A 24,472-nucleotide genomic window follows, 5' to 3' on the forward strand; every position below is an offset into this window, starting at 1 on the left:
GTCGCCGGGCGTCCTAGGCGTCGCTAGGCGCCCGTGGAGTCGGCGTCGAGGGTGCGGCGGACGACGACCAGTGCCACGTCGTCCTCGCGCGCCCCGAACGCCGCCAGCATGCGTTCGGCGAAGTCCTCAAGGTCGTCCTCGACGGTCTCGGCGAGCTGCCTGGCCTTCTCCATGCTGTCGTCGAGCAGGACGTGCCGGTCCTCCAGCAGCCCGTCGGTGAACAGCATCATCGTGCCGCCGGGCGGCAGCTTCAGCCGGTCCACCTGGTACCGCTCGGGCACCGCCCCGAGCAGCAGGTTGCCCAGCGTGTGGTACGAGCTGCCGGGCCCGGCGAACAGCGGCGGCATGTGCCCGGCGTTGGCCAGCTCGATCTCGCCGGTGGCCGGGTCGATGAGCATCAGGCACACGGTCGCGGTCAGGCCGCGGTGGTAGCGCCGCATCATCTGGTTGAGCAGGTCGAGCGACGCGCTCAGGTCCACCTGGGCGATGAGCGAGGCGCGCAGGGCGTGGCGCACCTCGGCCATGACGGTCGCGGCGTGCAGGGAGTGGCCCTCCACGTCGCCGACCGCGACCAGGACGCGTCCGTCGACCGGCAGCACCTCGTAGAAGTCGCCGCCGACCTCGACGTTGTCCACGGCGGGCTGGTAGCGCAGCGCGACCTGAAGGCCCGGCACCTCGGGGATGCGGCTGGGCAGCAGGCTGCGCTGCAGGGTCAGCGCGATGTCGTGCTCCTCGGTGTAGGCGCGCAGCGCGCCCAGCGCCAGCGCCAGCTCCTGGCCGAGCTGGCGCAGCAGGTTCACCTCGTCGGCGTCGAGCGGCACGACGGCCTCGACCCCCAGGTAGACCGGCGACGGGGAGTTCTTGGTACGGCAGAGCACGCCGGTGGTGGAGTCCTCGGCGCGCACGTCGGGCAGCAGGCCCTGCCACTCGCTGGTGGCCAGGGTGAACACCCGTGCCCTGGCCGCGTCCTTCAGTGCCAGCTCCGACAGGCGGTCCAGCACGTCGGGGGCGGCGGGCTGGGCGCCGGCGGGCTCGCCCGGCCGGGCGCGGAAGCGCCGCACCCGCCCGTCGGGCAGCATGGCGAGCGTGCCGCAGTAGCGGCCGAGCAGCTCGGCCGTGCCCTCGACGGCCACGGTCAGCAGCTCGTCGAACGTCTCGGCCTCGTTCATCCGCAGCGTCACCTCGGCGAGCTTGGCCAGGCGCTCGGCCATCAGCTCGGCCCGCCAGCGCGCCCGGTAGTAGCGCAGCATGGCCTCGACGGTGGCGGCGAACTCGGTGGGCTCGATGGGCTCGCTCAGGTAGGCGTCGGCGCCGCGTTCCAGCCCCTCGGTGCGGTCGGCGGGGGTGATCGCGTTGGCCGACACCTGGATGACGGGGATGGAGGCGGTGGCCGGATTGGCCTTGATCAGCTCGCAGACCTCGTAGCCGCCGATGTCGGGCAGGCGGACGTCGAGGACGACCAGGTCGATCTGGCCGCCGACGAGCATGCCGAGGGCCTCCTCACCACCGCTCGCCTCCAGCACCTGGTGCCCCGACCGGCGCAGCCAGCTCGACAGGATGTAGCGCTTGGTGGGGGTGTCGTCCACCACCAGCACACGTGCGGACTCAGACATTCTGGTCCTCTCCAGCACCGCCGTTCTCGCCCTGGCGGGCACTGCGGATCGCCTGCAGGAGTTGTTCCCTGCGCAGCCCGTGCTTGGACAGTACCGGCCGGTTGCCCGGGGCGTGTTGCGGAGCGATGGTCACGATGACGACCGGGATGTCGCTCAGCCGCTCGTCCTCGGCCATCTGGTGCAGCAGCACGTGGCCGTCGACGCGGGGCATGAGCAGGTCGACCAGGATCACGTCGGGTGGGGAGGCGGCCATCACGTCGAGCGCGGCGGCGCCGTCGGCGGCCTCGTCCACGTGGACGGTGAAGCCGTAGAGCATGCGGCGGGCGCTGGCGCGGAACACCTCGTCGTCGTCGGCGATCAGTACGCGTTCCACCTCGGGCGTGCCGCTCTGGTGCGGCAGCCGCAGGGTGGCGGCGGTGCCCTCGCCCTGGGTGCTGGTGAGTTCCAGCGTGCCGCCGAGCGCCTCGGCGAGCCTGCGCGCGTAAGGCAGGCCGAGGCCGGTGCCCTTCGCCCTGACCTGCAGCGAGCCGGGAACCTGGTAGAAGTCCTCGAACACGCGCCTCAAGTGTTCCTCCGAGATGCCGATGCCGGTGTCCGTGACCGTGATGACGATCTCGCTCTTGGCTTCGTCGGCATGCGCGGCCAGCACTACCTGCCCGCTTTGCGTGAATTTGAGCGCGTTCGAGAGCAAATTACGCAGAATTCTGATGAGCATGCTCTCGTCGGCGTACAGCTCGGTGGCCTCCGGCGCGATCTCGTGACTCAGCGTCACGCCGAGGCGCTCGCTGGTCGGGCGCATCGTGACGTGCAGCTGCCCGGCCATCCGGGCCAGGTTGACCAGCGTGGGCTGCGGGTCCAGGCGGCCGGACTCGGCCTTGGCCATGTCGAGCAGCTCGCTGACGAGTTCGAGCAGCGTCTTCGCCGAGTCGCCGATCAGCCCGATCTGGTGGGTCTGCTCCTGGGTCAGCGGCTCGCCGCCCGGGCCGGTCAGGAGCCGGACCAGGCCGATGACGGAGTTCAGCGGGGTGCGCAGCTCGTGGCTGACGGTGGCCCAGAAGCGGTTGCGCGCCTCGATCGTCTCGCGGAGCTGGGCGGACTTCTCGTCCAGCTCGGCGTACAGGGCGACGACTCCCCTGTTGGTCTCCTCCAGCTCGGCCGAGAGCTGGTTGTACATGGCCAGCACGCCGGTGTTGGTCTCCTGCAGCTCGGAGTTGAGCCGCAGCACGTCCTCCAGGGTCTCGGCGAGCTCCCTGTTCTGCTCGCTCAGCTCCTCCAGCGCGCTGATCGGGGCCAGCTTGGCGAGGTCGGCGCGGATGGCCTCCAGCGGGACGGCGGCCACGCGCGGCCGGAGCCGCTTGGTGATCGTGATGTGGCCGTCGCCGAGGGTGATGTCGTCGACGAGCCGGCCTGCCAGCGTCACGCCTTCGGAGCGGTCCAAGCCGGACGGCCGGGTGTGCCGGATGGTGATCAGGAGCACGTCCCGGCCGAGCGTGATCACGGCGGCGGCGCCCTTGCCGAACGCCTCCCTGCCCACCTCGCTGAGGGCGGTGGCAACCCTGATCTGGTCCTGCGACTCCAACCCGACCAGCTCGGCGGCGGCCCGGCCGACGCGGCGCAGGACGAAGACGTCCTGGTCGATGTCGAGCCTGACCCTGATGAGCTCAGCTCCCGCCATCGCCGGGCCTCACCGTCACCACGCAGGCGTCGTCACGCCTGGTGCCGGCCTCGCGCAGCAGGCCCGCGGCGATGACCGCGGGGGTGCGCGCGAACAGCCCCGGCACGTTCCCGGGGTCCCATCGGTCGGTCAGGCCGTCGGAGTGCATGACGACGGTGGCGTACGGAGGGATCCGGTACTCGTACTGGCGAAGGGTGCGTCCCTGGTGGCCGGCGATGCCGGGCAACGAGATCATGCCCTGCCGGCCGGCCGCGTCGGCGACCCAGCCGGAGACGTTGCCGAGCCCGGCGTAGGTGACGGTGTCCGGCCCGACCCTGGCCACCGCGACGGCGCCGCCGCGGGTCCCGCCGAGCCCGCGGTGCAGGTGTTCCAGGATCGACACCGGCTCCTGGTCGTGGACCTGCTGGAACAGCTCGACGGCGGTATGCGCGACGACGGCGGCGATGTGGCCGTGACCCAGCCCGTCGCACAGCAGCACCGTCGTCGTCTCGCCGTTCTCGGCGATGGCGAAGCCGTCCCCGCAGCTCACCTCCTCGCCGATCGGCCGGGTGAGGCCGCTGGCGCGCAGCGGCGGGCCGGGCGTGCCCTCAGCGGTGAAATGCATGACAAGCACAGTGCCCATACCGGGCACCGAGTGAACGTCGTACCCGGTGGCGATGCGGGCGATCGCGCCCATCCCGATGCCGAGCGTGCCGGAGGTGGAGTAGCCGTCGCGCAGGGCGCGGGCCACGTCGGCCATGCCGGGGCCCTTGTCCACCGCGACGAGCTCCACGCCGGCCGGGTCCTCGGGGTGCGGGCGGACCAGGACGACGCCCTCCACGGCGTGCTTGACCAGGTTGGACACGGCCTCGCTGACGGCCACGGCGATCTGCCCGGTGCGGGTGGTGCCGAAGCCGGCCGCCTCGGCCAGCTCGACCGCCCGCCGCCGGACGGCGCCGACGGCACTGGGGTCCTCGGCGCGCACCCAGGCCGGGGTCACCTGGCCCATTTGGTCACCGTCACGGTCGTGCCCTTCCCGGGAGCGGAGATCAGGTCGAACTCGTCGACCAGCCGGCGCGAGCCGCCGAGGCCGAGGCCCATCCCGCCGCCGGTGGTGAACCCGTCGGTGAGCGCCTTGTCCAGGTCGGGGATGCCGGGGCCCTCGTCGCTGAAGATCAGCTTCAGGCCGCGTTTCCTGCCGTTCTCGACGAGGTCGATGCGCACGTCGCCGCCGCCGGCGTAGACGAGCGCGTTGCGGGCCAGCTCACTGGCCGCCGTGACGATCTTGGTCTGGTCGACGAGGGACAATCCGGCCTCGATCGCGAGGGTCCGCACGATCTGCCGCACCATCACGACGTCCGCGCTGCCCGCGATCGTCATCGTCTCGGTCACGTGGCGGCGCCCCTGACGTGGTCGAGGAGCGCCACTCCCTTCTCCAGGTTGAGGGCCGTACGCACACCGCCCAGCGACAGGCCCAGCTCGACCAGGGTGATCGCCACCGCGGGACGCATGCCGACGACCACGGTCTGGGCGTCCAGCATGCGGCACATGGTGGCGATGGTGGCCAGCATGCGGCCGATGAAGGAGTCGACGATCTCCACCGCGGTGATGTCGATGATCACGCCTCTGGCCCCGGTGGCGACGACCCGCTCGGCCAGGTCCTCCTGGAGGGCCAGCACGCTCTGGTCCTCCAGGTCGATCTGGATGGAGACGATCAGGATGTCGCCGAGCTTGAGGACGGGCACCCGGTCCATCAGGCGTCCTCCGCCCGTACGGCGATGCGGGCGTTGCGCGACTGGGTCACCTGCACGCCGCTGCGCCTGAAGGCGTGGGCGAGCGCGTCGGCCAGCGACGCCTTGGTGACGATGTCGCCGAACTCGATGCCGAGGGTGACGATGGTGTGCGCGATCTGCGGACGGATGCCGGAGATGACGCATTCGGCGCCCATCAGCCTGGCGGCCACCACGGTCTTGAGGAGGTGCTGGGCCACCTGGGTGTCCACGGCGGGCACGCCGGTGATGTCGATCACAGCGTGCTCGGCCCCGGTGTCGACCAGGGTCTGCAGCAGCTTCTCCATCACGACCTGGGTCCTGGCGGAGTCGAGGGTGCCGATCAGCGGGACGGCGACGATGCCGTCCCAGAGCTTGACCACCGGGGTGGACAGTTCGAGCAACTGCTCGGCCTGGTCCAGGATGATCTTCTCGCGGGCGTCGGCGAAGGTCTCGAAGGTGAGCAGGCCGAGGTCGTCGATGAGCCGGGAGAACCAGAGGAAGCCGCGCAGGGCCTCGGATTCGCCGTCGGTCTCGACGACCTCGTACAGGGCCTCCTTGAGACCGAAGATGGCACGGGCGGTGTCGGCGGGCGCGTGGCCCGCGCGGGCGCGGGTGCGGGAGAGCTCCGCGAGCAGGCCGCGGACGTCGGCGAGGTCTCCCATGCCCTGGTCGAGCGCGGACCGCAGGGCCCGGTAGATGTCGAAGAGCTCTCCCGACGGGGCCTTGGCGAGCTGCACCCAGCGGGCGAGGATCTGCTCCTCGTGCTCCCGGAGCAGCTCTTCTACGCGTCGCCTGGCGACGTCGGCTTGGACGGTCAAGGATCACTCCGGGGTTGGCTAGCGAGTGACGGTGTCAACGTATGTTAGAGCGATTTTTCCAGGTAGCGGACCGTTTGACGTCCGCCACTGTACGCGACGGGCGCCCCCGTCGGGCGTGACCTCTTGAGCTCCCCCTGCCTGGGTAGGTGAACGACGAGGCGAGTTTTGCTGACATGCTGTCGCCATCGCCTTGACGGAGTCTCCGGGGGTTTGTGACACTGTGTCAGAAACATTCGCGCGAGTTGGGGAAGTGCTGTGACGACGTCTTTCTCCGAGACCTTGAGGGCCGCCACCTGGGGCGATCACGAGTCGGCCGAGTCCGAGGGCTACCTCGCCGAGCTGATGGGCGGCCGGTTGAGCGAGCACGAGTACGGCGAGATGGTCGCCCAGCACTACTTCGCCTACCTCGCGCTCGACGGCGTCTCGAAGGAGCTGGCCGCCCACCCGGTCGCCGGCCGCTTCGTCTTCCCCGAGCTGTACCGCGAACCCGCCCTGGAACGCGACCTGGCCACGATCTACGGCCCCGCCTGGCGCGAGCGCGTCACCCCCTCCAAGGCCACCCGCACCCTCCAGGCCCGCATCGAGCAGATGGCCACCTGGCCCGGCGGCTACGTCGCCCACCACTACACCCGCTACCTCGGCGACCTGTCGGGCGGCCAGTTCATCCGCATGGAGCTGCAGAAGATCTTCGGTTACCAGCCCGGCGGAGGCGTCGACTTCTACATCTTCGACGAGGTGGGCAGCCTGCCGCGGTTCAAGACCGAGTACCGCGCGCGGCTCGACGCCCTCGGCGCGCAGCTCGACGAGCGCGAGCGGCGGCGGATCATCGGCGAGGTGCGGCTGGCCTACCAGCTCAACACCGAGGTCCTGGCCGAGCTCATGCACGTCGTCAGGGCCGCCGCCTAACCGTCGTCGGCCGGGCCGTCGTCGCGGGCCGTGTCGTCGCCGGCCGGCTGCATGGCCAGGACGGCCAGGCGCGTGGGCTGGCGCGGGCGGCGCTCGGCGCGGCGTCGGCCCGAGGCCAGCCGGTAGGGCACCAGGGTGACCATGACCCCGGGAACCAGCAGCAGCTGGTCGCGCAGCCGGGCGGTCAGCCGGTTGTGCAGGGCCGGCTCCCACCAGCGGCCGGTCACGTAGTCCACGATGTAGACGATCACGATGTGGCCGGGGTCCAGGGCCAGCCGGTCGCGTACGTGCCGCAGGATCGGGCCCACGGTGGTCCGGTACGGCGCTTCGATCATCGTCAGCGGCACGGAGGAGGGGGCGTACCGCTCCCATCCTTCGCGCAGCTCGCGGGTCACCTCCTCGTCGGTGCACACGTGCACGGCCTCCAGCCCGGCCGGGCGGGTGGCCTCGGCGTAGGCGACCGCCTGGAGCGCGGGGCTGCCCAGCCGGGAGACCAGCACCATGGCGTGGGCGCCGCCCGGCAGCTCGACGGGCGTGTCGGGGGTGGTGGCCGCCGCTACGTGGTCGTAGTGCCGCCTGATGCCCTTCATGAGCGCGAACAGCCCCGGAATGGCCAGGCAGACGAGCCAGGCGCCGTTCATGAACTTGGTGACCAGGACGATCACCAGGACGGCGGCGGTCACCGTCGCGCCGGTCGCGTTGACGGCCTGGCGCCACCGCACGCCGGGCGAGCGCGAGCCGGTGCGCTGCCAGTGCCGGACCATGCCGGCCTGGCTCAGCGTGAAGGAGATGAAGACGCCGATGATGTAGAGCTGGATGAGCCGGGAGCTGTTGGCGTCGAAGACGACGAGCAGCACGGCCGCGGCCGTCGCGAGCAGCAGGATGCCGTTGCTGAAGACCAGCCGGTCGCCGCGCTTGTGGAGCTGGCTGGACAGGTAGGAGTCGGCGGACAGGATCGAGGCCAGCATGGGGAAGCCGTTGTAGGCGGTGTTGGCGGCCATGATCAGGATCGCCGCGGTGCTGGCCTGGAGAAAGGCGTACAGGACGCCGCGGCCGAGGACGGCGTCGCCGATCTGGGCCAGGGCGGTGGGCTCGACGTACCCGGCGGGCATCCCGGCGAGCCTGCCGGGGTGGTCGGGGTCGGTCATCCGTACGTGGGTGAGCAGGGCCAGCACGGTGATGCCGGAGAACATGGTGACCGAGAGCACGCCCATGATCGCCAGGGTGTTCGCCGCGTTCCTGCTCTTGGGCCGGCGGAAGGCGGGCACGCCGTTGCTGACCGCCTCCACCCCGGTCAGCGCCGTGCAGCCGGAGGCGAAGGCGCGCAGCACCAGGAAGACCGCCACGAAGCCGACGGGCTGGTAGAGCGGTTCGATGGTGAAGCCGGCGCTGATCGCACGGGGGCGCTCGCCGGTCAGCAGCCGCCAGGCGGCGACCAGGAACATCAGGTAGACCGAGGCGATGAAGGCGTAGGTGGGCACCGCGAACCCGCGGCCGGACTCGCGGGTGCCGCGCAGGTTGACCAGGGTGAGCAGCGCGACGCAGGCCACGCTCAGGGGCGCCGACCAGCGGTCCAGGCCGGGCGCGTAGGAGGTGATGGCGTCCACCCCCGCGGCGACGGAGACGGCCACGGTCAGCACGTAGTCGACCAGCAGCGCGCTGGCGGCGACCAGGCTGGCGTTGACGCCCAGGTTCTCGCGGCTGACGACGTACGCGCCGCCGCCGCCCGGGTAGGCGTAGCAGGTCTGCCGGTAGGACACGATGATGATCACCAGCATGGCCACGATGGCCGCCGCGATCCAGCCGGTCACGTGCAGCAGGGCGAGGCCGCCCAGCGTGAGGGCCATGATGATCTGCTCGGTCGCGTACGCCACCGACGAGATCGGGTCGCTGCAGAAGACGGGCAGCGCCAGCCGCTTCGGCAGGAGCTGCCGTTCCAGGTGCTTGGTCCGCAGCGGCCGGCCGACCAGGGCCCGCTTGGCCCGCTCCCACGGGGAGGCGACGGTCATGGGCGTTCCCGCCTCCTTCCGGTCAGCCGGCCAGCGCCCTGCCGAGCAGGTATCCGAGGCTGACGACGGCCAGGCCGAGCACCAGGTTCATGGCGATGTTGGCCAGCGCCCGGCCGGTGGACCCGGCGGCCAGCAGCTTCCAGGTGTCGGTGCTGAAGGTGCTGAACGTGGTGAGCGCGCCGCAGAACCCGGTGCCGACCAGCGACAGCACGGCCGGCGGCAGGGAGCCGCGCGAGGCGATGCCCATCAGGACGCCGAGCACGGCCGAGCCGATGACGTTGACGGCCAGCGTGCCCCACGGCATCGCCTTGCCGGCCGCCCTGGTGACGCCGGCGTCCACGAGGTAGCGGGCGGGCGCGCCGATCAGCCCGCCGACGAAGACGACCAGGACGAGGATCATCGCCGGCCGCCCAGCTTCAGCCCGGCCCAGACGGCCAGCAGGCCCAGGACGACGCTGAGCACGAGGTAGACCGCCGCCCAACCGGCCGCGCCGCCCACGGTCAGCTCGCGGACGCCGTCCACCAGGTGCGAGAAGGTGGTGAAGCCGCCCAGGAAGCCCGTGCCGAGCAGCGCCTTGACCGGCATGCGGTGCAGCGGGTGCCGGGTCAGCTCGCCGGTGAGCAGGCCCATCAGCAGGCAGCCGACGACGTTGACCACCAGCGTGGGCCAGGGCAGCGGGTGGTCGGCGCCCATCAGGGTCTGGGTGAGCAGGTGCCGGGCGACCGCGCCGACGCCGCCGCCCACCCCCACCAGGGCGAGGGCGCGGGCCGGGTGCCGGGTGGCGGCCATCAGTCCTCCGTCCCGAGCTGCACGTCGGTGCCGGCGAGCTGTTCTGCCTCGGTCTCGCGCATCCGGCAGACCCGGTCCACGATCCGGCCGATGAGGTAGGTGACGATGAAGGAGTAGAGGCCGACCACGATGATCGCGGCGATCTGCTTGAGCAGCGGCTCGATCGAGCCGCCGTACAGCAGGCCCTTGGTCTTGGTGGCGCTGACGCCGGTCGCGAGCAGGCCGATGAGCGCCGTGCCGACGACGCCGCCCGCGCCGTGCACGCCGACGACGTCCAGGGTGTCGTCGTAGCCGAGGACGAGCTTCCAGGTGACCGCGAACGACACCACGACGGCGGCCACGATGCCGATGATCAGGGCGCCCTCGGCGTTGACGAAGGCGCAGGACGGCGTGATGGCCACCAGCCCGGCCAGCGCGCCGGTGGCCGAGCCGAGCCGGGTGAAGTGCCGGTACCGGAACCACTCCAGGACGAGCCAGGTGAGCATCCCGGCGGCCCCGGCGATCATGGTGGTCAGGAAGGCGTTGACCGCGATGCTCCCGTCGGCCATGGCCGAGCCGGCGTTGAAGCCGAACCAGCCGAACCACAGCAGGCCCAGGCCGAGCATGACGAACGGGATGTTGCTCGGCCGGGGCGGTTCCTTCCTGCGGAAGCGCACCCCGGGACCGAGCGCGAGGGCCAGGGCCAGGCCGGCCATGCCGGAGTTCAGCTCGACGACCAGGCCGCCGGCGAAGTCGAGCACGCCCCACCGGCTGATCCAGCCCTGCCGGTCGAACACCCAGTGCGCGATCGGGAAGTACACCAGCGTCACCCAGACGACGGAGAAGACGATCCACGGCCCGAGCCGGGTCCGGCCGGCGACCGATCCGCTGATCAGGGCCACCGTGATGATGGCGAAGGTGAGCTGGAACAGCGCGAAGGCGTAGGTGGGGACGCGGCCGTGCAGCATCGTGGGCGTGATGTCGGAGAAGCGCAGGTCGCCGAAGCCGATCACGCCGGCGCCGCCCACGTCGGGGCCGAAGACGAGGCCGTACCCGTAGCCGAACCACAGGATCGTGACCAGGGCTATCGAGACGAAGCTCATGAACAGCATGCTGAGCACGTTCTGGGCGCGGACCATGCCGCCGTAGAAGAAGGCCAGGCCGGGCGTCATGAGCAGCACCATGGCGGCGCTCACGAGCACCCAGGCCGAATCCCCGGTGTTGAGCCCTGGTGGCATCGCTCGACCTCGCTTCCTGTCCCCAGACAGGATGATCGGCCGGAGTGTGCGCAAAACGCCCTGGTCAAGCGCCTTTGCCGGGCCTGTCCATTGTTGGGGCACTCTTAGTCCTCGACGGCCTTTGCAAAGAATGTCCATCGAACCGCCGCCGCCGCGTGGTCCGCCGGCGCCGGGGAATGTTGTCGCTCGTCGACCCGGTTCCGGTGAGAAAGGCAGGCGGACATGCGCGCCGAGATGCCCGACCTGCCGCTCGCCACGCTCCGCGGCGTCAGCCAGGTGGACCTGCAGAACAACCTGGGGACCGCGATCTGCTTCGTCGTCGCGCTGCTCGCCGCCGGATGGCGGTTCGCGCTCTTCGGCCTGATCGGCGCCGCCGTGGGCACGCTCACCGCCTGGTTCCTCGGCGCGCCGCGGGAGAGCGTGACCGCGGGGCTCGAAGGCTTCAACGGCACGCTGATCGGCGTCGCGCTGGTGCTGTACTTCCAGGCCCGGTGGATCACGCTGCTGCTGGTCGTCGTCGGCGCGATCATGGGCAGCGTCCTGACGTCGGCGCTCAAGACGCTGCTCGGGCCGCACGGCCTGCCGGGGCTCACCGCGCCGTTCTGCGTGGTGGCCACGATCATGGTGGTCGGCGGCCCGTCCTACGAGCGGGTCTGGCGCGGGCACACCCTGGCGGCGCCGCCGTCGGCCACGTCCCCGGGGACCACGGTGACGTTCCCGGACCTGTGGCAGGGCCTGCTCAACGGCGTCGGCCAGGTGTTCTTCCAGGGCAAGTGGTACGTCGGGCTGATCTTCCTGATCGGCCTGGCGTTCGCCGGCTGGCGGGTCGCGGTGGCCGCGCTGGCCGCCAGCGCCGTCGGGATCGTGGTGGCCGTGCTGCTCGGCGCGCCCGCGGCCGACATCGGCGCCGGCCTGTACGGCTACAACGCGGTGCTCACCGCCATCGCGCTGTGCTGCGCGTTCGTCGTGCCGACCGCCCTCGGCCTGCTGTACGCCCTGGCCGGCGTGGTGTCGGCCACCGTGCTGACGGCGTTCGTCGGCCATCTGTTCGCGCCGGTCGGCGGGCACACCCTGACCTGGCCGTTCGTCCTGGTCACCTGGATCTTCCTGGCGGCGGTCCCGGCGTTCTCCGGCGTCCGGCGCGCGTCCACCTAAGGAGAGCTCATGAACCTCGCACCGCGCGAAATCGACAAGCTGCTGATCTACGTGGTCGCCGACCTGGCCGCCAAGCGCCGCGACCGCGGCCTGAAGCTGAACTACAGCGAGGCCGTGGCGCTGATCAGCGTCGCGGTCCTGGAGGCGGCGCGGGACGGCCGGACCGTGGCCGAGTGCATGGAGCTCGGCAAGCAGGTGCTCGGCGCCGGGGACGTCATGCCCGGGGTGCGCGAAATGCTCAAGCTGATGCAGGTCGAGGCGTCGTTCAAGGACGGATCCAAGCTCGTTTCCTGCCACGACCCCATCGGCGGCTGACACCGCCGCGACCAGAAAGGAGCGGTTCGCCATGACGGACACGGACCGGATCATGTACGGGGACGACCCGATCGAGATCAACGCCGGTCGCGCGACGGTCACCCTGACCGTGCGCAACACCGGCGACCGGGCCATCCAGGTCGGCTCGCACTTCCACTTCTTCGAGGCCAACCGGGCGCTCAGCTTCGACCGCGAGAAGGCGTACGGCATGCATCTCGACATCCCGGCCGGCACCGCCGTGCGCATCGAGCCGGGTGACACGCACCAGGTCACGCTGGTCGAGTTCGCCGGCGGCATGCGCGTCGTCGGCTTCGCGGGCATGGTGGACGGCGGCCTGCGGGCCAGGGACAGCCGTACGCGCGCCCTGCGCCGCCTGGCCGAGCTGGGGTACGCCGACCAGCCGGAGCCCGGGGCCGCCGTCCGCGCGCCAGGCGAGGAGAAGCCGGCGCGGAAGGCGCCGGGCGAGGAGAAGCCGGCGCGGAAGGCACCCGCCAAGAAGGCCGCCGCGAAGAAGCCGGCCACCGGGAAGAAGAAGGCCTGAGCCGATGAGCACCATGAACCGCAAGCAGTACGTCGCCATGTTCGGCCCGACCGTGGGCGACCGGGTCCGGCTGGCCGACACCAACCTGGTGATCGAGATCGAGAAGGACCACACGGCCGGCTTCTACGGCGACGAGGCCGTCTACGGCGGCGGCAAGACCGCCCGCGACGGCATGGCGGCCGACCCCGGCTCCCAGAACGCCACGATCGCGCTCGACCTGGTGATCACCAACGCGGTCGTGCTGGACCCGGTGCTCGGCGTCGTCAAGGGCGACATCGGCATCAAGGACGGCCGGATCGTCGGCATCGGCAAGGCGGGCAACCCGCACACCCAGAACGGCGTGGACCGCCGGCTGGTGATCGGCGCGGGGACCGAGGTGCTGGCGGGCGAGCACATGATCGCCACCCCGGGGGCCATCGACCCGCACGTGCACCTGATCGCGCCCCAGCAGGCCCAGACCGCGCTCACCAACGGCATCACGACGCTGATCGGCGGCGGCACCGGCCCCACCGACGGCACCCGCGGCACCACCTGCACGCCCGGCCCGTGGAACATCGGCCGCATGTTGCAGGCCGTCGAGGCGCTGCCGGTCAACATCGGCATCATGGCCAAGGGCAACGGCAGCCTGCCCGCAGCGCTCGCCGAGCAGATCGAGGCCGGGGCGTGCGCGCTGAAGGTGCACGAGGACTGGGGTTCCACCCCGGCGGTGGTGGACTGCGCGCTGCGGATCGCCGACGAGTACGACATCCAGGTGGCGCTGCACGCCGACAGCCTCAACGAGGCCGGCTACCTGGAGGACACGATCAGCGCCATCGACGGCCGCGCGATCCACACCTTCCACACCGAGGGCGCGGGCGGCGGGCACGCGCCGGACATGATCCGCATCGCCGGCGAACCGAACGCGCTGCCGTCCTCGACGAACCCGACGCTGCCGTACACGATCAACTCGGCGGACGAGCTGCTCGACATGGTGATGGTCTGCCACCACCTCAACCACGACATCCCCGAGGACGTCTCCTTCGCCGACAGCCGGGTCCGGGTGGAGACCATCGCGGCCGAGACCGTTCTCCAGGACATGGGCGTGATCAGCATGTTCTCCTCCGACTCCCAGGCGATGGGCCGCATCGGGGAGACCTTCACCCGCGCCTTCCAGACCGCCCACCACTGCAAGGACCAGCGCGGCCGGCTGCCTGAGGACTCCGAGCGCAACGACAACGCGCGGGTGCTGCGCTATCTGGCCAAGCTGACCATCAACCCGGCCCGTACGACCGGCATCGCCGAGACCGTCGGCTCGCTGGAGGACGGCAAGCTGGCCGACATCGTGCTGTGGCCGTTCACGTCGTTCGCGGCCAAGCCCGCGCTGGTGGTCAAGGGCGGCCTGATCAACTGGTCGCAGATGGGCGACCCGAACGCCTCGCTGCCCACGCCGCAGCCCGTCTACTACCGGCCGATGTTCGGCGCGATGGGGATGGCGCAGCGCAAGAGCAACGTGACGTTCCTGCCGGACGCCGCCATCGCCGCCGGGGTGCCGGAGCGGCTCGGCCTGCAACGGCTGATCGCCAAGGTCCGCCACACCCGGACGGTGGACAAGCGGCACATGATCCGCAACAACGCCCTGCCGAGGATCACCGTGGACCCGGAGACGTACAAGGTCACGGTGGACGGCGAGCACGCGACCATCGCACCGGCCCGGGAGCTGCCGCTGAACCACCTGTTCTTCCTGGCATGACCCTGCTCGCCCAGCTCCAGCTCACCGACTCGGCCTTCCCCGGCGGCCTGTACACGCTCTCGCACGGTCTGGAGGCGTACGCGCAGGCCGGGCCGGTGGACGTCGCCGCGCTGCTGGAGGACGTGCTGCTGCACGCGGCGGGGCCGGGCGACGCCACCGCCCTGGTCCTGACCCACCGGGCGGTGGCGGCCGGCGACTGGGACGCGGTGGCCGAGGTCGACCGGCGGCTGCACGCCGTCAAGCTCGGCCGGGAGATCCGGGCCGCCGCCACCAGGACCGGCAACCAGGTCCTGCGCACGGCCGCGCTGGTCTTCGCGACGCCGGAACTGGCCCGCCTGTCGGAGCTGGTCGACGCCAGGGCCACGCCGGGCAACCACGCCGTCGTGCTGGGCACGGCCTACGCCGGGCTCGGCGTCCGGGAGGCCGACGCGGTGACCGGCGACCTGTACGCCTTCGCCGCGAGCTGGGTCAGCGCCGCCGTACGGCTGCGCCGGCTGGACTTCCGGCAGGCCCAGGCCACCCTGTACGGCGCGGCCGGCGCGATCGGACGGGCCGCCGCGCACGCCCTGGACGCCCGCGGCCCGCTCGACCTGCACGCCGCCACCCCGCTCGCGGACACGATGAGCGCCGCCCACGAACGGGCCGAGGCCCGGCTCTTCACCACCTGAGAAAGAGAGCGTCCACATGCATCACCACCACCACCCGCACCCCACCGTGAACCCGCCCGCGAGCACCGCCATGGAGCAGGTCTTCAAGATCGGCATCGGCGGCCCGGTCGGCTCGGGCAAGACCGCCCTCATCGAGGCGCTGGTGCCCGTCCTGCTCGAACGGGGACGCGACGTGGCCGTCGTCACCAACGACATCTACACCCAGGAGGACGCCCAGCACGTCCGGCGCACCCTCGACGGCGTGCTGGACCCCGCGCGGGTCGTGGGCGTCGAGACCGGCTCCTGCCCGCACACCGCCGTGCGCGACGACCCGACGATGAACCTGGCCGCCGGGGCCGAGCTGCTGGAGCGCTTCCCCGACATCGACACGCTGCTGTTCGAGAGCGGCGGCGACAACCTGACCCTCACCTTCAGCCCCGTCCTGGCCGACGTCTACGTCTTCGTCCTGGACACCGGCGAGGGGGACAAGATGCCGCGCAAGCGGGGGCCCGGCATCACCGACTCGGACCTGCTGGTCATCAACAAGATCGACATCGCGCCGTACGTGCGGGCCGACCTGGAGGTGATGGCCCGCGACGCCGACCGGGTCCGCGACGGGCGGCCGGTCGTCCTCACCGACGCCCTGCGGGGCACCGGCGTGGCCGAGGTGGCCGACTTCGTCCTCAGCGGCGCGCCGGCATGCTCGCCGGCCCGGTAGACCGGCTGGCCGCCGGCCACTACACGATCGACTCCGTCCCGGCGGACGTGGCCCGGCACGCCGACGTGCCCGACACCCTGCCGGTCGGCAGCCCCGGCAAGGTCGGCGTGCTGGACCTGGCGTTCGAGCGGCGCGGCGGGCGCACCGAGCTGACCGGCCACTTCCAGAAGGCGCCGCTGCAGATCATGCGGCCGCACTACTACGACCCGGCCCGGCCGGACCTGCCGTACGTGATGGTGATGTCCACCGGCGGCGGGGTGCTCCAGGGCGACCGCTACCGGCTCGACGTGACCTGCGGCGCGGGCGCGTCCGTGCACGTCACCACGCAGGCGGCCACCAAGCTCTACCGGATGGAGCAGGACTACGCCACCCAGCTCGTCTCGCTCGCCGTGGGGCCGGACGGCTACCTGGAGTACCTGCCGGACCCGGTCATCCCCTTCGCCGGCTCCCGCTTCTACCAGCGCACCCTGGTGAACGCCGGGCCCGGCGCCACGGTGATCCTCGGCGAGACCGTGCTGGCCGGGCGGCTGGCCCGGGGCGAGCGGCACGCCTACACCGCGTACTGCAACGACCTGGACGTCCACGACGCGGGCGGCCGGCTGCTGTTCGCCGACCCGATCAGGCTCGTGCCCGCCCGCGCCCCGGTCACCGGCCCGGCGATGTTCGGCGAGCACGGCGTCCTGTCCACCCTGTACGTGATCACCTCCGCCGTGCCCGCGGACGAGCTGGCCGGGGCGCTGCACGAGACGGCGGCGGGCAGCGGGCTCGCGGGCGGGGCCAGCACGCTGCCCAACGGGGCGGGCGCCTGGGCGAGGGTGCTCGGCCCGGAGTCGCCGCCCGTCCTCGCCGTCCTGGAACGCCTGTGGGACCTCGCCCGGCGCGCCGTCACCGGCGACCCGGCCCCGGACCGGCGCAAGCCCTGAGCCCGGAACAGGGGCTCCCGGGGGCCGTCACGGGTGCGCCGGCGGCGATCCGGCCTACCATGGGCCCATGCCCCGCATCTCGGCCGCCACGATCGGCGAGCATCGCGCCCAGACGCGCGACCGCATCCTGCAGGCCGTCTCGCGCCTGTCCAGGGCCCAGGGCATCGACGCCATCTCCCTGACGGACGTGGCCCACGAGGCCGGCATCACCCGCACGGTCCTGTACAACTACTTCCCCGACAAGGCCGCCCTGCTGCTGGCCTTCACCGAGCGCGTGACCAGCTACTTCATCGAGAGCTACGAGCGGGAGCTGCCCGAGGGGGCCTCACCCGCCGACCGGTTGCGGGCCTTCGTCCGGCTCCAGCTCGCGGGGCTGCTCGCCCATCCCCACCCGGGCGCGGCCGACCTCGGCGCGGCGCTCGGGCCCGACGCCTACCAGCAGCTCGCCGAGCATGTCGCGCCCATGCAGCGGGTGCTGGTGGAGATCCTCGACGACGGTGTGCGGTCGGGCGACTTCCAGGTGCCCGAGGTGGGGGCGACGGCGCGCATGGTGCTGGCCGTCATCGGGGCCGAGCGGGTGCCGCTGATCAGCGGCGAGGTCACGGTCGAGACGGCCGAGCGGGCGGTGTCGGGGTTCGTGCTCCGGGCCCTCGGGGCGCGCTCTTAGGGCCGAACTCCGGGGTGGCCGCCGGAGGCCGCCGGGACCGGTGACAAGATTGTCGGATGGGACAGAACGGTCACGTCCAGGTCAAGTCGGCGCGGGGGCGGTGGATCCTGGGCGCGACCGTGCTCGGGTCCGGGCTGGCCCTGCTCGACAGCACCGTCGTCAACGTCGCGCTGCCGTTCCTCGGCAAGGAGCTGCACGCGGCCATGGACGGCCTGCAGTGGACCGTCAACGCCTACACCCTCACCCTGGCGGGCCTGATCCTGCTGGGCGGGTCGCTGGGCGACCGCTACGGGCGCCGCAAGATCTTCCTCATCGGCACGGTGTGGTTCGCCGTGGCCTCGGCGTTGTGCGGCCTGTCGCCGAACATCGAGTTCCTGGTGGGGGCGCGCGCGTTGCAGGGCGTCGGCGGCGCGCTGCTCACCCCGGGGTCGCTGGCCATCATCCAGGCGTCGTTCGTCAAGGAGGACCGGCCGCGGGCCGTCGGCGTCTGGTCCGGGCTGGGCGGCGTGGCCAGCGCGATCGGTCCGCTGCTCGGCGGCTGGCTGGTGCAGACGGCGGGCTGGCGGTGGGCGTTCCTGATCAACCTGCCGTTCGCGGTGCTCGTGGTGCTGGTGACGCTGCGGCACGTGCCGGAGAGCCGTGACGAGGAGGCGGCCGGGCGCTTCGACGTGCTGGGGTCGCTGCTGGCCGCGCTGGCGCTGGCCGGGATCACGTACGGGCTGATCGAGAAGGGCGCGCCCGTGCCGCTGATCGCAGGGGTGCTGCTGGGGGCGGCGTTCGTGGTGACCGAGCGGCGCAGGTCGCCGCAGGCGCTGGTGCCGGTCGCCATCTTCAAGAACCACGTCTTCACGGCGGTGAACGTCGTCACGCTCATCATGTACGCCGCCATGGGCGTGGTGTTCTTCCTGCTGGTGATCCAGCTCCAGGTGGTCTCCGGGTTCTCGCCGATCGCGGCGGGGCTGGCGATGTTGCCGACCACGATCCTCATGATGCTGCTGTCGTCGCGGGCCGGGGAGACGGCCCGGCGGTTCGGGCCGCGCTGGCCGATGACGATCGGCATCCTGCTGGCGGGGGCCGGGTTCGTGCTGATGAGCATGATCGGCCCGCACGCCTCCTACCCGCTGCTGGTGCTGCCCGCGGTGACCGTCTTCGGGCTCGGCCTGTCGGCGGCGGTCGCGCCGCTGACCGCGACGGTGCTGGCCACCGCCGACGAGCGCTACGCCGGCACGGCCAGCGGCGTCAACAACGCCGTGGCCCGCACCGGGAGCCTGCTGGCGGTGGCCGCCGTGCCGCCGCTGGTCGGCCTGGTCGGCGACGCGTTCCAGAACCCGCCGGTGTTCAACGCCGGGTTCCGGGCGGCCATGCTGATCAGCGCCGTCATGATGGCGGTCGCCGCGGTCATCACCTTCTTCACCATCAGGACGAACGTGCTGGCCGGAGAGCCCGAAGCCGTCAGTACGTGAACGCCTGGCTGCGCACGCTGTTGTCGAAGTTGGACAGCAGCAGGTCGGGCTCGCCCACCGAGCGGACGTCGGGCAGCCGGGTCAGCAGCTCCCTGAACATCGTGCGCATCTCCTGCCTGGCCAGGTTGGCGCCGAGGCAGAAGTGCGGGCCCGGCCCGCCGAACCCGACGTGGGGCTTGGTGTCGCGGGTGATGTCGAAGGTGTCGGGGGCGGGGAAGACCGACTCGTCGCGGTTGGCCGAGCCGTAGAACAGCACGACCTTGTCGCCCTGCTTCAGTTCCAGCCCGCGCAGCGTGTAGTCCTCGGTGACCGTGCGGCGGAACTGCATGATGGGCGAGACGTGGCGGACCATCTCCTCGATCGCGCCGTTGATGTGGGCGTCGAAGTCGGAGGTCAGCAGCTCGCGCTGGGCCGGGTTCTCGGTCAGCAGCCGGATGCCGTGGGCCATGGTGTTGCGGGCGGTCTCGTTGCCCGCCACCAGCAGCAGCGAGAAGAACGAGCCGAGCTCCTTGTCGGTCAGCTTCTCGCCGTCGGGGTTGGCGTTGACCAGGAGCGAGACCAGGTCGCCCTTGGGCTCGGCGACGCGCTCGTGGCCGAGCTTGATGACCATGCGCTGCAAAGCCAGCAGAGCCAGCATGTTCTGGCCGGCCATCTGGACGCTGCGGGCCAGGCTGGGGCGCACGCCGGTGTAGGCGGTGGAGATGTCGACGTGCTGGTGGACCTTGGCGCGCAGCTCTTGCGGGATGTCCAGCATGTCGCAGATGACGTGGATGGGGAGCTTGGCGGCCACCTGCGGGACGAAGTCGCGCGGGCCCTCCTTGACGACGTCGTCGACGATGCGGGCGCAGGCGGCCTCGATGTCGCCCTGGAGCCCCGCCAGCATCTTCGGGCTGAACGAGCGCGTCACGATGCGGCGCAGGCGGGCGTGGCGGGGGTCGTCCATGTTGACCATGGACTCGCCGAACACCTGCTTGACCCAGCCCGGCGGCTCGGGGTTGGTCACGGCGGGCTCGCTGGAGAAGATCTTGGCGTTGCGGCTGGCCTCGACCACGTCCGCGTGCCGGACCAGGGCGTAGAAGCCCTTGCCGGAGCGGAGGAAGGGCACTTTCTTCTCCGGGAAGAACACCGGGTGCTCCAGTTGCCGGAGCCGGGCGAATGCCTCATTCCGCTCTTTGAGCGGTTTGCGCCAGAAGTCCAGATCAGCGAGGTCGATGTCCACCCGTCTATCCTGGCACGCTCCCGCTCCCCGGCGGACGGGCCGAAAGTCCCCTCCGAAGCGGATGTGCATCGTGCCCTCCTGGCCCGTTCTCGTGGCGTTAAGTCCGGGTTCGACCTGGACGGAGATGACTGTCCGTATGAACGCGTTGCTCGCCGTCTGCCTGGTCGCCCCCCTCGTGTCCGGTGCCGTACAGGCCGCCGCGCCCGCGTGCGGCGGGCACCCTCTCGACTTCGACGGCGACGGCCGCGCCGACATCGCCGTCGCCGCCCCCTACGACGACTCCAGGGCCGGTTCGGTCACCGTCATGTACGGATCGGGCCGGACCGTCAAGCTCACCCGGCCCGGCGCGGAACCCGGGGACGCCTTCGGCTCCGCGCTGGCCGTCGGCGACTTCGACGGCGACCGCTGCGCCGACCTGGCGGTCGGGGTGTCGGAGGAGTTCGACGGGGCGCGGGTGCCCGGCGCGGACGGCAACGGGGTCGTGCAGATCTTCGACGGCTCCCCCGGCGGCCTGGTCGCAGGCCGGGAGCTGGCGCCGGCCGGGCGGGGCAGCGACCGGTTCGGCGCGGCGCTGGCGGCCGGCGACTTCGACGGCGACGGCCGCGACGAGCTGGCCGTGGGCTCGCCCAGCCACGCCTCGGGCGGGGCGGTCACCGTCTTCGGGATGAAGGGGCGGGGGACGTACCGGGTCAGCCAGAAGACGTCGTGGGTGCGGCAGGCGGCGAACGTCACCGACCAGTGGGGCGCGGCGCTGGCGGCCGGCGACTTCGACGGCGACGGCCGCGACGAGCTGGCGGTCGGCGCGCCCGCCGACAGCGTGCGCCTGGACGGCCAGGGGTCGGTGACCGTGCTCGACCCGCGCGCCCGCCGGGCCCGGCTGCTCACGCAGAGCTCGCCCGGCATCGCCGGCGCCTCGGAGAAATGGGACGCCTTCGGCGCGGCCCTGGCCACCGGCGACTTCAACGGCGACGGCCGCGACGACCTGGCGATCGGCGTCCCCGGCGAGGGCCTCAGCGCGAACCAGCGGGCCATGGACTACGGCGACGGCACCGTGGACGTCCTGTACGGCTCGCGCGCCGGCCTGCGCACCCACGGGAGCGAGGCGTGGTCGCAGCGCTCGCTGAAGGGCGAGCCGCGCTACTACGACCGGTTCGGCGCGGCGCTGGCCGCCGGGGACTTCACCGGCGACGGCAAGGACGAGCTGGCCATCGGCGTACCCGGCGAGCACGCCGTCCAGGTGCTCCAGGGGCGCGCGTCGGGCGGGCTGACGCGGGCGGGGAACCTGCTGATCAAGGGCAAGGGGCGCGACTTCGGCGCCTCGCTGGCCGTGCTGCCCGGCGGGGGCGGCCGCCACCGCACGCTGACCGCCGGGCGTCCCCTGGACGGGCTGCTGGTCGCCGCCCCCGACCAGGGCCTGGTCATGTACGCCCCCGGCATCCGCGAGACCGGCCTGCGCCTGGGCCCGCTGCGCCAGGTCTCCCAGGGCACCGGCCTGTACGGCTACACCTTCGGCTGACCCTCGGGCGACGCAGGCCGAGCCGGGCCCGGCGGCGGCGGCCCGGCGGCGGCGGCCCGGCGGCGGCGGCCCGGCGGCGATCCGGCGGCGATCCGGCGGCGGACAGGCCCGGCCTACTTCCGGGGCGCGGGCGGCAGGAGCACGCGGAACAGGGCGCCCTTGCCCGGCTCCCCCTCCGCCATGATGACGCCGCCGTGCGCCTCCACCAGCGTCGCCGCGATCGACAGCCCCAGCCCGGCCCCGCCCGCCCCGCGCGCCGGATCGGCCCGGTAGAAGCGCTCGAACACCCGCTCGGCCACCTCCGGCGGGAACCCCGGCCCCTCGTCGGCCACCTCCACCACGGCCCGCTCGCCGTCCACGCCGACGCGCACCTCGAACGGCGTCCCCGGCGGCGTGTGCTGCAACGCGTTGCTCACCAGGTTCCCGAGCACCTGGCCCAGCCGCGACTCGTCGCCGGTCACCAGCACCTCGCCCTCGCCGCCGTCCAGGCGGACCAGCTCGATCCGCCGGTCCGGGGCGAGCGTCTGGGCGTCGATCACCGTGGTCGCGGCCAGGCTGAGCAGGTCCACCGGCCGCCGCGCCAGCTCCCGGCGCTGGTCCAGCCTGGCCAGCAGCAGCATGTCCTCCACCAGCAGCCCCATGCGCGCGGCCTGCCCCTCGATCCGGCTCAGCAGCCGTACGGCCTCGGCCAGGTCCTTCTCCTCGCCCAGCCGGAACAGCTCGGCGAACCCCCTGATCGAGGTCAGCGGCGTGCGCAGCTCGTGCGAGGCGTCGGCCATGAACCGGCGCATGACCTCCTCCGAACGCCGCGCCGCCGTGGCCGACGCGCGCGCCGACTCCGCCGCCGCCTCCCGCTCGCGCACGGCCGACTCGATCTGGGCGAGCATGCCGTTGAGCGAACGGCCGAGCTTGCCCACCTCGGTGGTGCTCGCCCACATCGGCACCCGGCGCGACAGGTCGCCGCCCGCGATGTCCTTGGCGGTGCGGCCGATCTCGCGCAGCGGGCGCAGGCTCCGCCGGACCAGCCAGTAGCAGGCGACGCCCAGCACGACCAGCGTGCCGCCGCCGGCGGAAGCCACGATGAGGGCGAGCCGGCGTACCGTGCCCTCGACGTCGCCGAGGCTGATGGCGATCACCCGGCTGCCGCCGTCGCGGCCGGGCACGGCGACCACCCGCCAGTCGGGCCCGCCGGGCGCGATCGACTCGACGGTGAACGGCCGCCCGCCGCGCGCGGCGACGTCCGCGCCGGTCAGCCGGGGCAGCCTGGGCGTGTGCTCCTCGGTGGACTCGCTCATCACCCGTACGGTGGTGCCGCCCGCGTCCACCAGCACCGAGTGGAACAGCCCGAAGAAGCGCTGCGGCTGCCGCCCGGCCGGCCACGACTCGGGCGGCGGCGGCATGTCGCGCGGCGCGCCGGCCGCCACCAGTTGCCGGTCCACCCGCTCGACCAGGTACCCGCGCAGCAGCCGCACGGCGAACAGGCCGGTCAGCGTGATGGCGAGGGTGACCAGCAGCAGCGTCGCCGAGACCAGGCGCAGCCAGAGCGGCGCTCGGGCGAGGTGCTTCCTCATATGCGGGGCGGGCGCAGGATGTAGCCGACCCCGCGCAGCGTGTGCAGGTACTTCCGGTCGCCGTTGTCGATCTTGCGGCGCAGGTAGGACACGTACGACTCGACCAGGCCCACGTCGGTGCGCCAGTCGCCGTTCCAGACGTGGTCGAGGATCTGCGTCTTGGACAGCACCCGGCCGACGTTCAGCATGAAGTACCGCAGCAGCCGGAACTCCGTCGGCGACAGCCGCACCGGGATGCCGTCGCGCCAGACCTCGTGGCTCTCCTCGTCCAGCTCCAGGTCGGCGACGCTCAGCCGGTTGGGCGGCGGCGCGCCCCTGCGGGTCCTGCGCAGCACCGCCCGGATCCGGGCGATGACCTCCTCCAGGCTGAACGGCTTGGTCACGTAGTCCTCGCCGAGGCCGAGGCCCGCGATCCGGTCCTCCGGCGCGTCCTTGGCGGTGACGAACAGCACCGGGACCCGGCGGCCGCGGGACCGCAGCCTTCCCGCGACCGCCAGGCCGTCGATGTCGGGCAGCATCACGTCGAGCATCACCAGGTCGGGCGTGCTCTCCTCGGCCACCCGCAGCGCCTCCCGCCCGTCGGCGGCGGTCAGCACCTCGAACCCGGCCATGCGCAGGCTGGCCGAGAACAGCTCCCTGATGTTGGGTTCGTCGTCGACCACCAGCAGCCTGGCCTCGGGTTCGCTCATCGCGGGCCCCCTCCCTGCGTGCCCTGCGTGATCGTGGTCGCGGTGACCGAGCCGTCGCCGGACTGCTGCCCGCGCACCACGACCGTGGTGCCGGCGGCCAGGTCGGCGACCTTGCCGGGCTTGGAGATCTGGACCGTGGTCTGGTCGCTGGTGGTGACCGTCACCGTGGAGCCGTCCATGGTCTTGAGGTAGACCTTGTCGCCGTCGACCTTCTCGACGGTGCCGACCGTGCCGCCGCCCACGCGCTGCCCCAAGCCGCCGTTCTGGCCGCCGCCGGGCTGGCCGCCGTTGCCGCGCTGGCCGTAGCCGCCGCCGGAGAACTGGCCGTTCGGACGTTGGAGCTGCGCGGCGGCCGGCGCGCCGGAGGACGTGCCGAACAGCTTGCCCGCCTGGATCCCGATGAGGACGCCCGCCACCAGCAGGACGCCGGCGGTCAGCCCGAGCGTCAGCTTCGAGACGCCCCCGCGCGGCTGGACGGCGAGCTCCTCCCCCAGGTCGTCGGGGAAGGGCGAGGAGTCGAGCCTGTCCATGTCATTCTCCT

24 protein-coding genes and 1 pseudogene are annotated in these 24,472 nt (G+C 72.2%); 11 read left to right on the plus strand and 14 right to left on the minus strand.

What is annotated here, in order from left to right; translation table 11 throughout:
* Positions 1–23: 23 nt before the first annotated feature.
* Genes ACIHAD_RS16615 through ACIHAD_RS16640 form a run of 6 tightly spaced genes read right to left on the minus strand, consistent with a single transcriptional unit; the run spans position 24 to position 5,857 of the window.
* Entirely contained in the window at positions 24–1,613 is a 1,590-nt protein-coding gene (locus ACIHAD_RS16615) for a SpoIIE family protein phosphatase (protein WP_397355310.1), read from the minus strand.
* Positions 1,606–3,288 carry a hybrid sensor histidine kinase/response regulator gene (locus ACIHAD_RS16620; protein WP_397355311.1) on the minus strand — a complete coding sequence of 561 codons (1,683 nt, stop codon included), beginning with the start codon at positions 3,286–3,288 and terminating at the stop codon, positions 1,606–1,608. The genes ACIHAD_RS16615 and ACIHAD_RS16620 overlap by 8 nt, the downstream gene beginning before the upstream one ends.
* Positions 3,275–4,276, minus strand: coding sequence for an ATP-binding protein (locus tag ACIHAD_RS16625; RefSeq protein ID WP_397355312.1), 1,002 nt, complete (start codon positions 4,274–4,276; stop codon positions 3,275–3,277). Before ACIHAD_RS16625 ends, ACIHAD_RS16620 begins: the two co-directional genes overlap by 14 nt.
* On the minus strand, positions 4,264–4,647 hold the full coding sequence (locus ACIHAD_RS16630; protein ID WP_397355388.1) for an anti-sigma regulatory factor: 384 nt from the start codon (positions 4,645–4,647) through the stop codon (positions 4,264–4,266). The genes ACIHAD_RS16625 and ACIHAD_RS16630 overlap by 13 nt, the downstream gene beginning before the upstream one ends.
* A gap of 8 nt (positions 4,648–4,655) precedes the next feature.
* Positions 4,656–5,021 carry an STAS domain-containing protein gene (locus ACIHAD_RS16635; protein WP_221762408.1) on the minus strand — a complete coding sequence of 122 codons (366 nt, stop codon included), beginning with the start codon at positions 5,019–5,021 and terminating at the stop codon, positions 4,656–4,658.
* Positions 5,021–5,857 carry an STAS domain-containing protein gene (locus ACIHAD_RS16640; RefSeq protein ID WP_397355313.1) on the minus strand — a complete coding sequence of 279 codons (837 nt, stop codon included), beginning with the start codon at positions 5,855–5,857 and terminating at the stop codon, positions 5,021–5,023. Before ACIHAD_RS16640 ends, ACIHAD_RS16635 begins: the two co-directional genes overlap by 1 nt.
* A gap of 255 nt (positions 5,858–6,112) precedes the next feature.
* Between ACIHAD_RS16640 and ACIHAD_RS16645 the strand changes: the two genes are divergently transcribed.
* Positions 6,113–6,763, plus strand: coding sequence for a heme oxygenase (biliverdin-producing) (locus ACIHAD_RS16645; protein WP_397355314.1), 651 nt, complete (start codon positions 6,113–6,115; stop codon positions 6,761–6,763).
* On the opposite strand, the gene ACIHAD_RS16650 is transcribed toward ACIHAD_RS16645, so the two are convergent.
* The 4 genes from ACIHAD_RS16650 to ACIHAD_RS16665 are packed head-to-tail and all read right to left on the minus strand — an operon-like array spanning position 6,760 to position 10,778.
* Positions 6,760–8,772 carry an APC family permease gene (locus tag ACIHAD_RS16650; RefSeq protein WP_397355315.1) on the minus strand — a complete coding sequence of 671 codons (2,013 nt, stop codon included), beginning with the start codon at positions 8,770–8,772 and terminating at the stop codon, positions 6,760–6,762. The two genes, ACIHAD_RS16645 and ACIHAD_RS16650, sit on opposite strands and share 4 nt — an antisense overlap.
* A gap of 22 nt (positions 8,773–8,794) precedes the next feature.
* Complete coding sequence (gene crcB, locus ACIHAD_RS16655) at positions 8,795–9,172, minus strand: fluoride efflux transporter CrcB (protein ID WP_397355316.1); 378 nt, start codon at positions 9,170–9,172, stop codon at positions 8,795–8,797.
* A complete protein-coding gene (locus ACIHAD_RS16660; RefSeq protein ID WP_397355317.1) occupies positions 9,169–9,561 on the minus strand; it encodes a fluoride efflux transporter FluC in 393 nt (130 codons plus the stop codon). Before ACIHAD_RS16660 ends, crcB begins: the two co-directional genes overlap by 4 nt.
* Positions 9,561–10,778: an ammonium transporter gene (locus ACIHAD_RS16665; RefSeq protein ID WP_397355319.1), complete on the minus strand. Its 1,218-nt coding sequence runs from the start codon at positions 10,776–10,778 to the stop codon at positions 9,561–9,563. The genes ACIHAD_RS16660 and ACIHAD_RS16665 overlap by 1 nt, the downstream gene beginning before the upstream one ends.
* 222 nt (positions 10,779–11,000) lie before the next feature.
* Between ACIHAD_RS16665 and ACIHAD_RS16670 the strand changes: the two genes are divergently transcribed.
* From ACIHAD_RS16670 to ACIHAD_RS16710, 9 genes and pseudogenes are all read left to right on the plus strand, one after another.
* A complete protein-coding gene (locus ACIHAD_RS16670; RefSeq protein ID WP_397355320.1) occupies positions 11,001–11,933 on the plus strand; it encodes an urea transporter in 933 nt (310 codons plus the stop codon).
* Between the two features lie 9 nt (positions 11,934–11,942).
* Positions 11,943–12,248: an urease subunit gamma gene (locus ACIHAD_RS16675; protein ID WP_397355321.1), complete on the plus strand. Its 306-nt coding sequence runs from the start codon at positions 11,943–11,945 to the stop codon at positions 12,246–12,248.
* A gap of 31 nt (positions 12,249–12,279) precedes the next feature.
* Positions 12,280–12,585, plus strand: a pseudogene (locus tag ACIHAD_RS16680) (urease subunit beta); the annotation flags it as partial.
* Between the two features lie 208 nt (positions 12,586–12,793).
* Entirely contained in the window at positions 12,794–14,518 is a 1,725-nt protein-coding gene (gene ureC / locus ACIHAD_RS16685; RefSeq protein ID WP_397355322.1) for an urease subunit alpha, read from the plus strand.
* Positions 14,515–15,186 (plus strand): urease accessory protein UreF, encoded by a 672-nt coding sequence (locus ACIHAD_RS16690; RefSeq protein WP_397355323.1) that lies wholly within the window; start codon positions 14,515–14,517, stop codon positions 15,184–15,186. Before ureC ends, ACIHAD_RS16690 begins: the two co-directional genes overlap by 4 nt.
* Before the next feature lie 16 nt (positions 15,187–15,202).
* A complete protein-coding gene (gene ureG / locus ACIHAD_RS16695) occupies positions 15,203–15,883 on the plus strand; it encodes an urease accessory protein UreG (protein ID WP_397355324.1) in 681 nt (226 codons plus the stop codon).
* Positions 15,865–16,806, plus strand: coding sequence for an urease accessory protein UreD (locus ACIHAD_RS16700; protein WP_397355325.1), 942 nt, complete (start codon positions 15,865–15,867; stop codon positions 16,804–16,806). The genes ureG and ACIHAD_RS16700 overlap by 19 nt, the downstream gene beginning before the upstream one ends.
* A 67-nt stretch (positions 16,807–16,873) precedes the next feature.
* Positions 16,874–17,473, plus strand: a complete 600-nt coding sequence (locus ACIHAD_RS16705; RefSeq protein WP_397355326.1) for a TetR/AcrR family transcriptional regulator — start codon at positions 16,874–16,876, stop codon at positions 17,471–17,473.
* 56 nt (positions 17,474–17,529) lie between these two features.
* A complete protein-coding gene (locus ACIHAD_RS16710; RefSeq protein WP_397355327.1) occupies positions 17,530–18,936 on the plus strand; it encodes an MFS transporter in 1,407 nt (468 codons plus the stop codon).
* Here the strand turns inward: ACIHAD_RS16710 and ACIHAD_RS16715 are convergent.
* Positions 18,926–20,155: a cytochrome P450 gene (locus ACIHAD_RS16715; RefSeq protein WP_397355328.1), complete on the minus strand. Its 1,230-nt coding sequence runs from the start codon at positions 20,153–20,155 to the stop codon at positions 18,926–18,928. The two genes, ACIHAD_RS16710 and ACIHAD_RS16715, sit on opposite strands and share 11 nt — an antisense overlap.
* Before the next feature lie 136 nt (positions 20,156–20,291).
* On the opposite strand from ACIHAD_RS16715, the gene ACIHAD_RS16720 reads away from it, so the two are divergent.
* Complete coding sequence (locus ACIHAD_RS16720) at positions 20,292–21,671, plus strand: FG-GAP and VCBS repeat-containing protein (RefSeq protein ID WP_397355329.1); 1,380 nt, start codon at positions 20,292–20,294, stop codon at positions 21,669–21,671.
* 113 nt (positions 21,672–21,784) lie between these two features.
* On the opposite strand, the gene ACIHAD_RS16725 is transcribed toward ACIHAD_RS16720, so the two are convergent.
* The 3 genes from ACIHAD_RS16725 to ACIHAD_RS16735 are packed head-to-tail and all read right to left on the minus strand — an operon-like array spanning position 21,785 to position 24,461.
* Entirely contained in the window at positions 21,785–23,242 is a 1,458-nt protein-coding gene (locus ACIHAD_RS16725; RefSeq protein WP_397355330.1) for an ATP-binding protein, read from the minus strand.
* A complete protein-coding gene (locus ACIHAD_RS16730) occupies positions 23,239–23,931 on the minus strand; it encodes a response regulator transcription factor (protein WP_397355331.1) in 693 nt (230 codons plus the stop codon). Before ACIHAD_RS16730 ends, ACIHAD_RS16725 begins: the two co-directional genes overlap by 4 nt.
* Complete coding sequence (locus ACIHAD_RS16735) at positions 23,928–24,461, minus strand: hypothetical protein (protein WP_397355332.1); 534 nt, start codon at positions 24,459–24,461, stop codon at positions 23,928–23,930. The genes ACIHAD_RS16730 and ACIHAD_RS16735 overlap by 4 nt, the downstream gene beginning before the upstream one ends.
* Positions 24,462–24,472 lie beyond the last annotated feature (11 nt).

Source organism: Nonomuraea sp. NPDC052265 (assembly GCF_044547985.1).
GTDB lineage: Bacteria > Actinomycetota > Actinomycetes > Streptosporangiales > Streptosporangiaceae > Nonomuraea.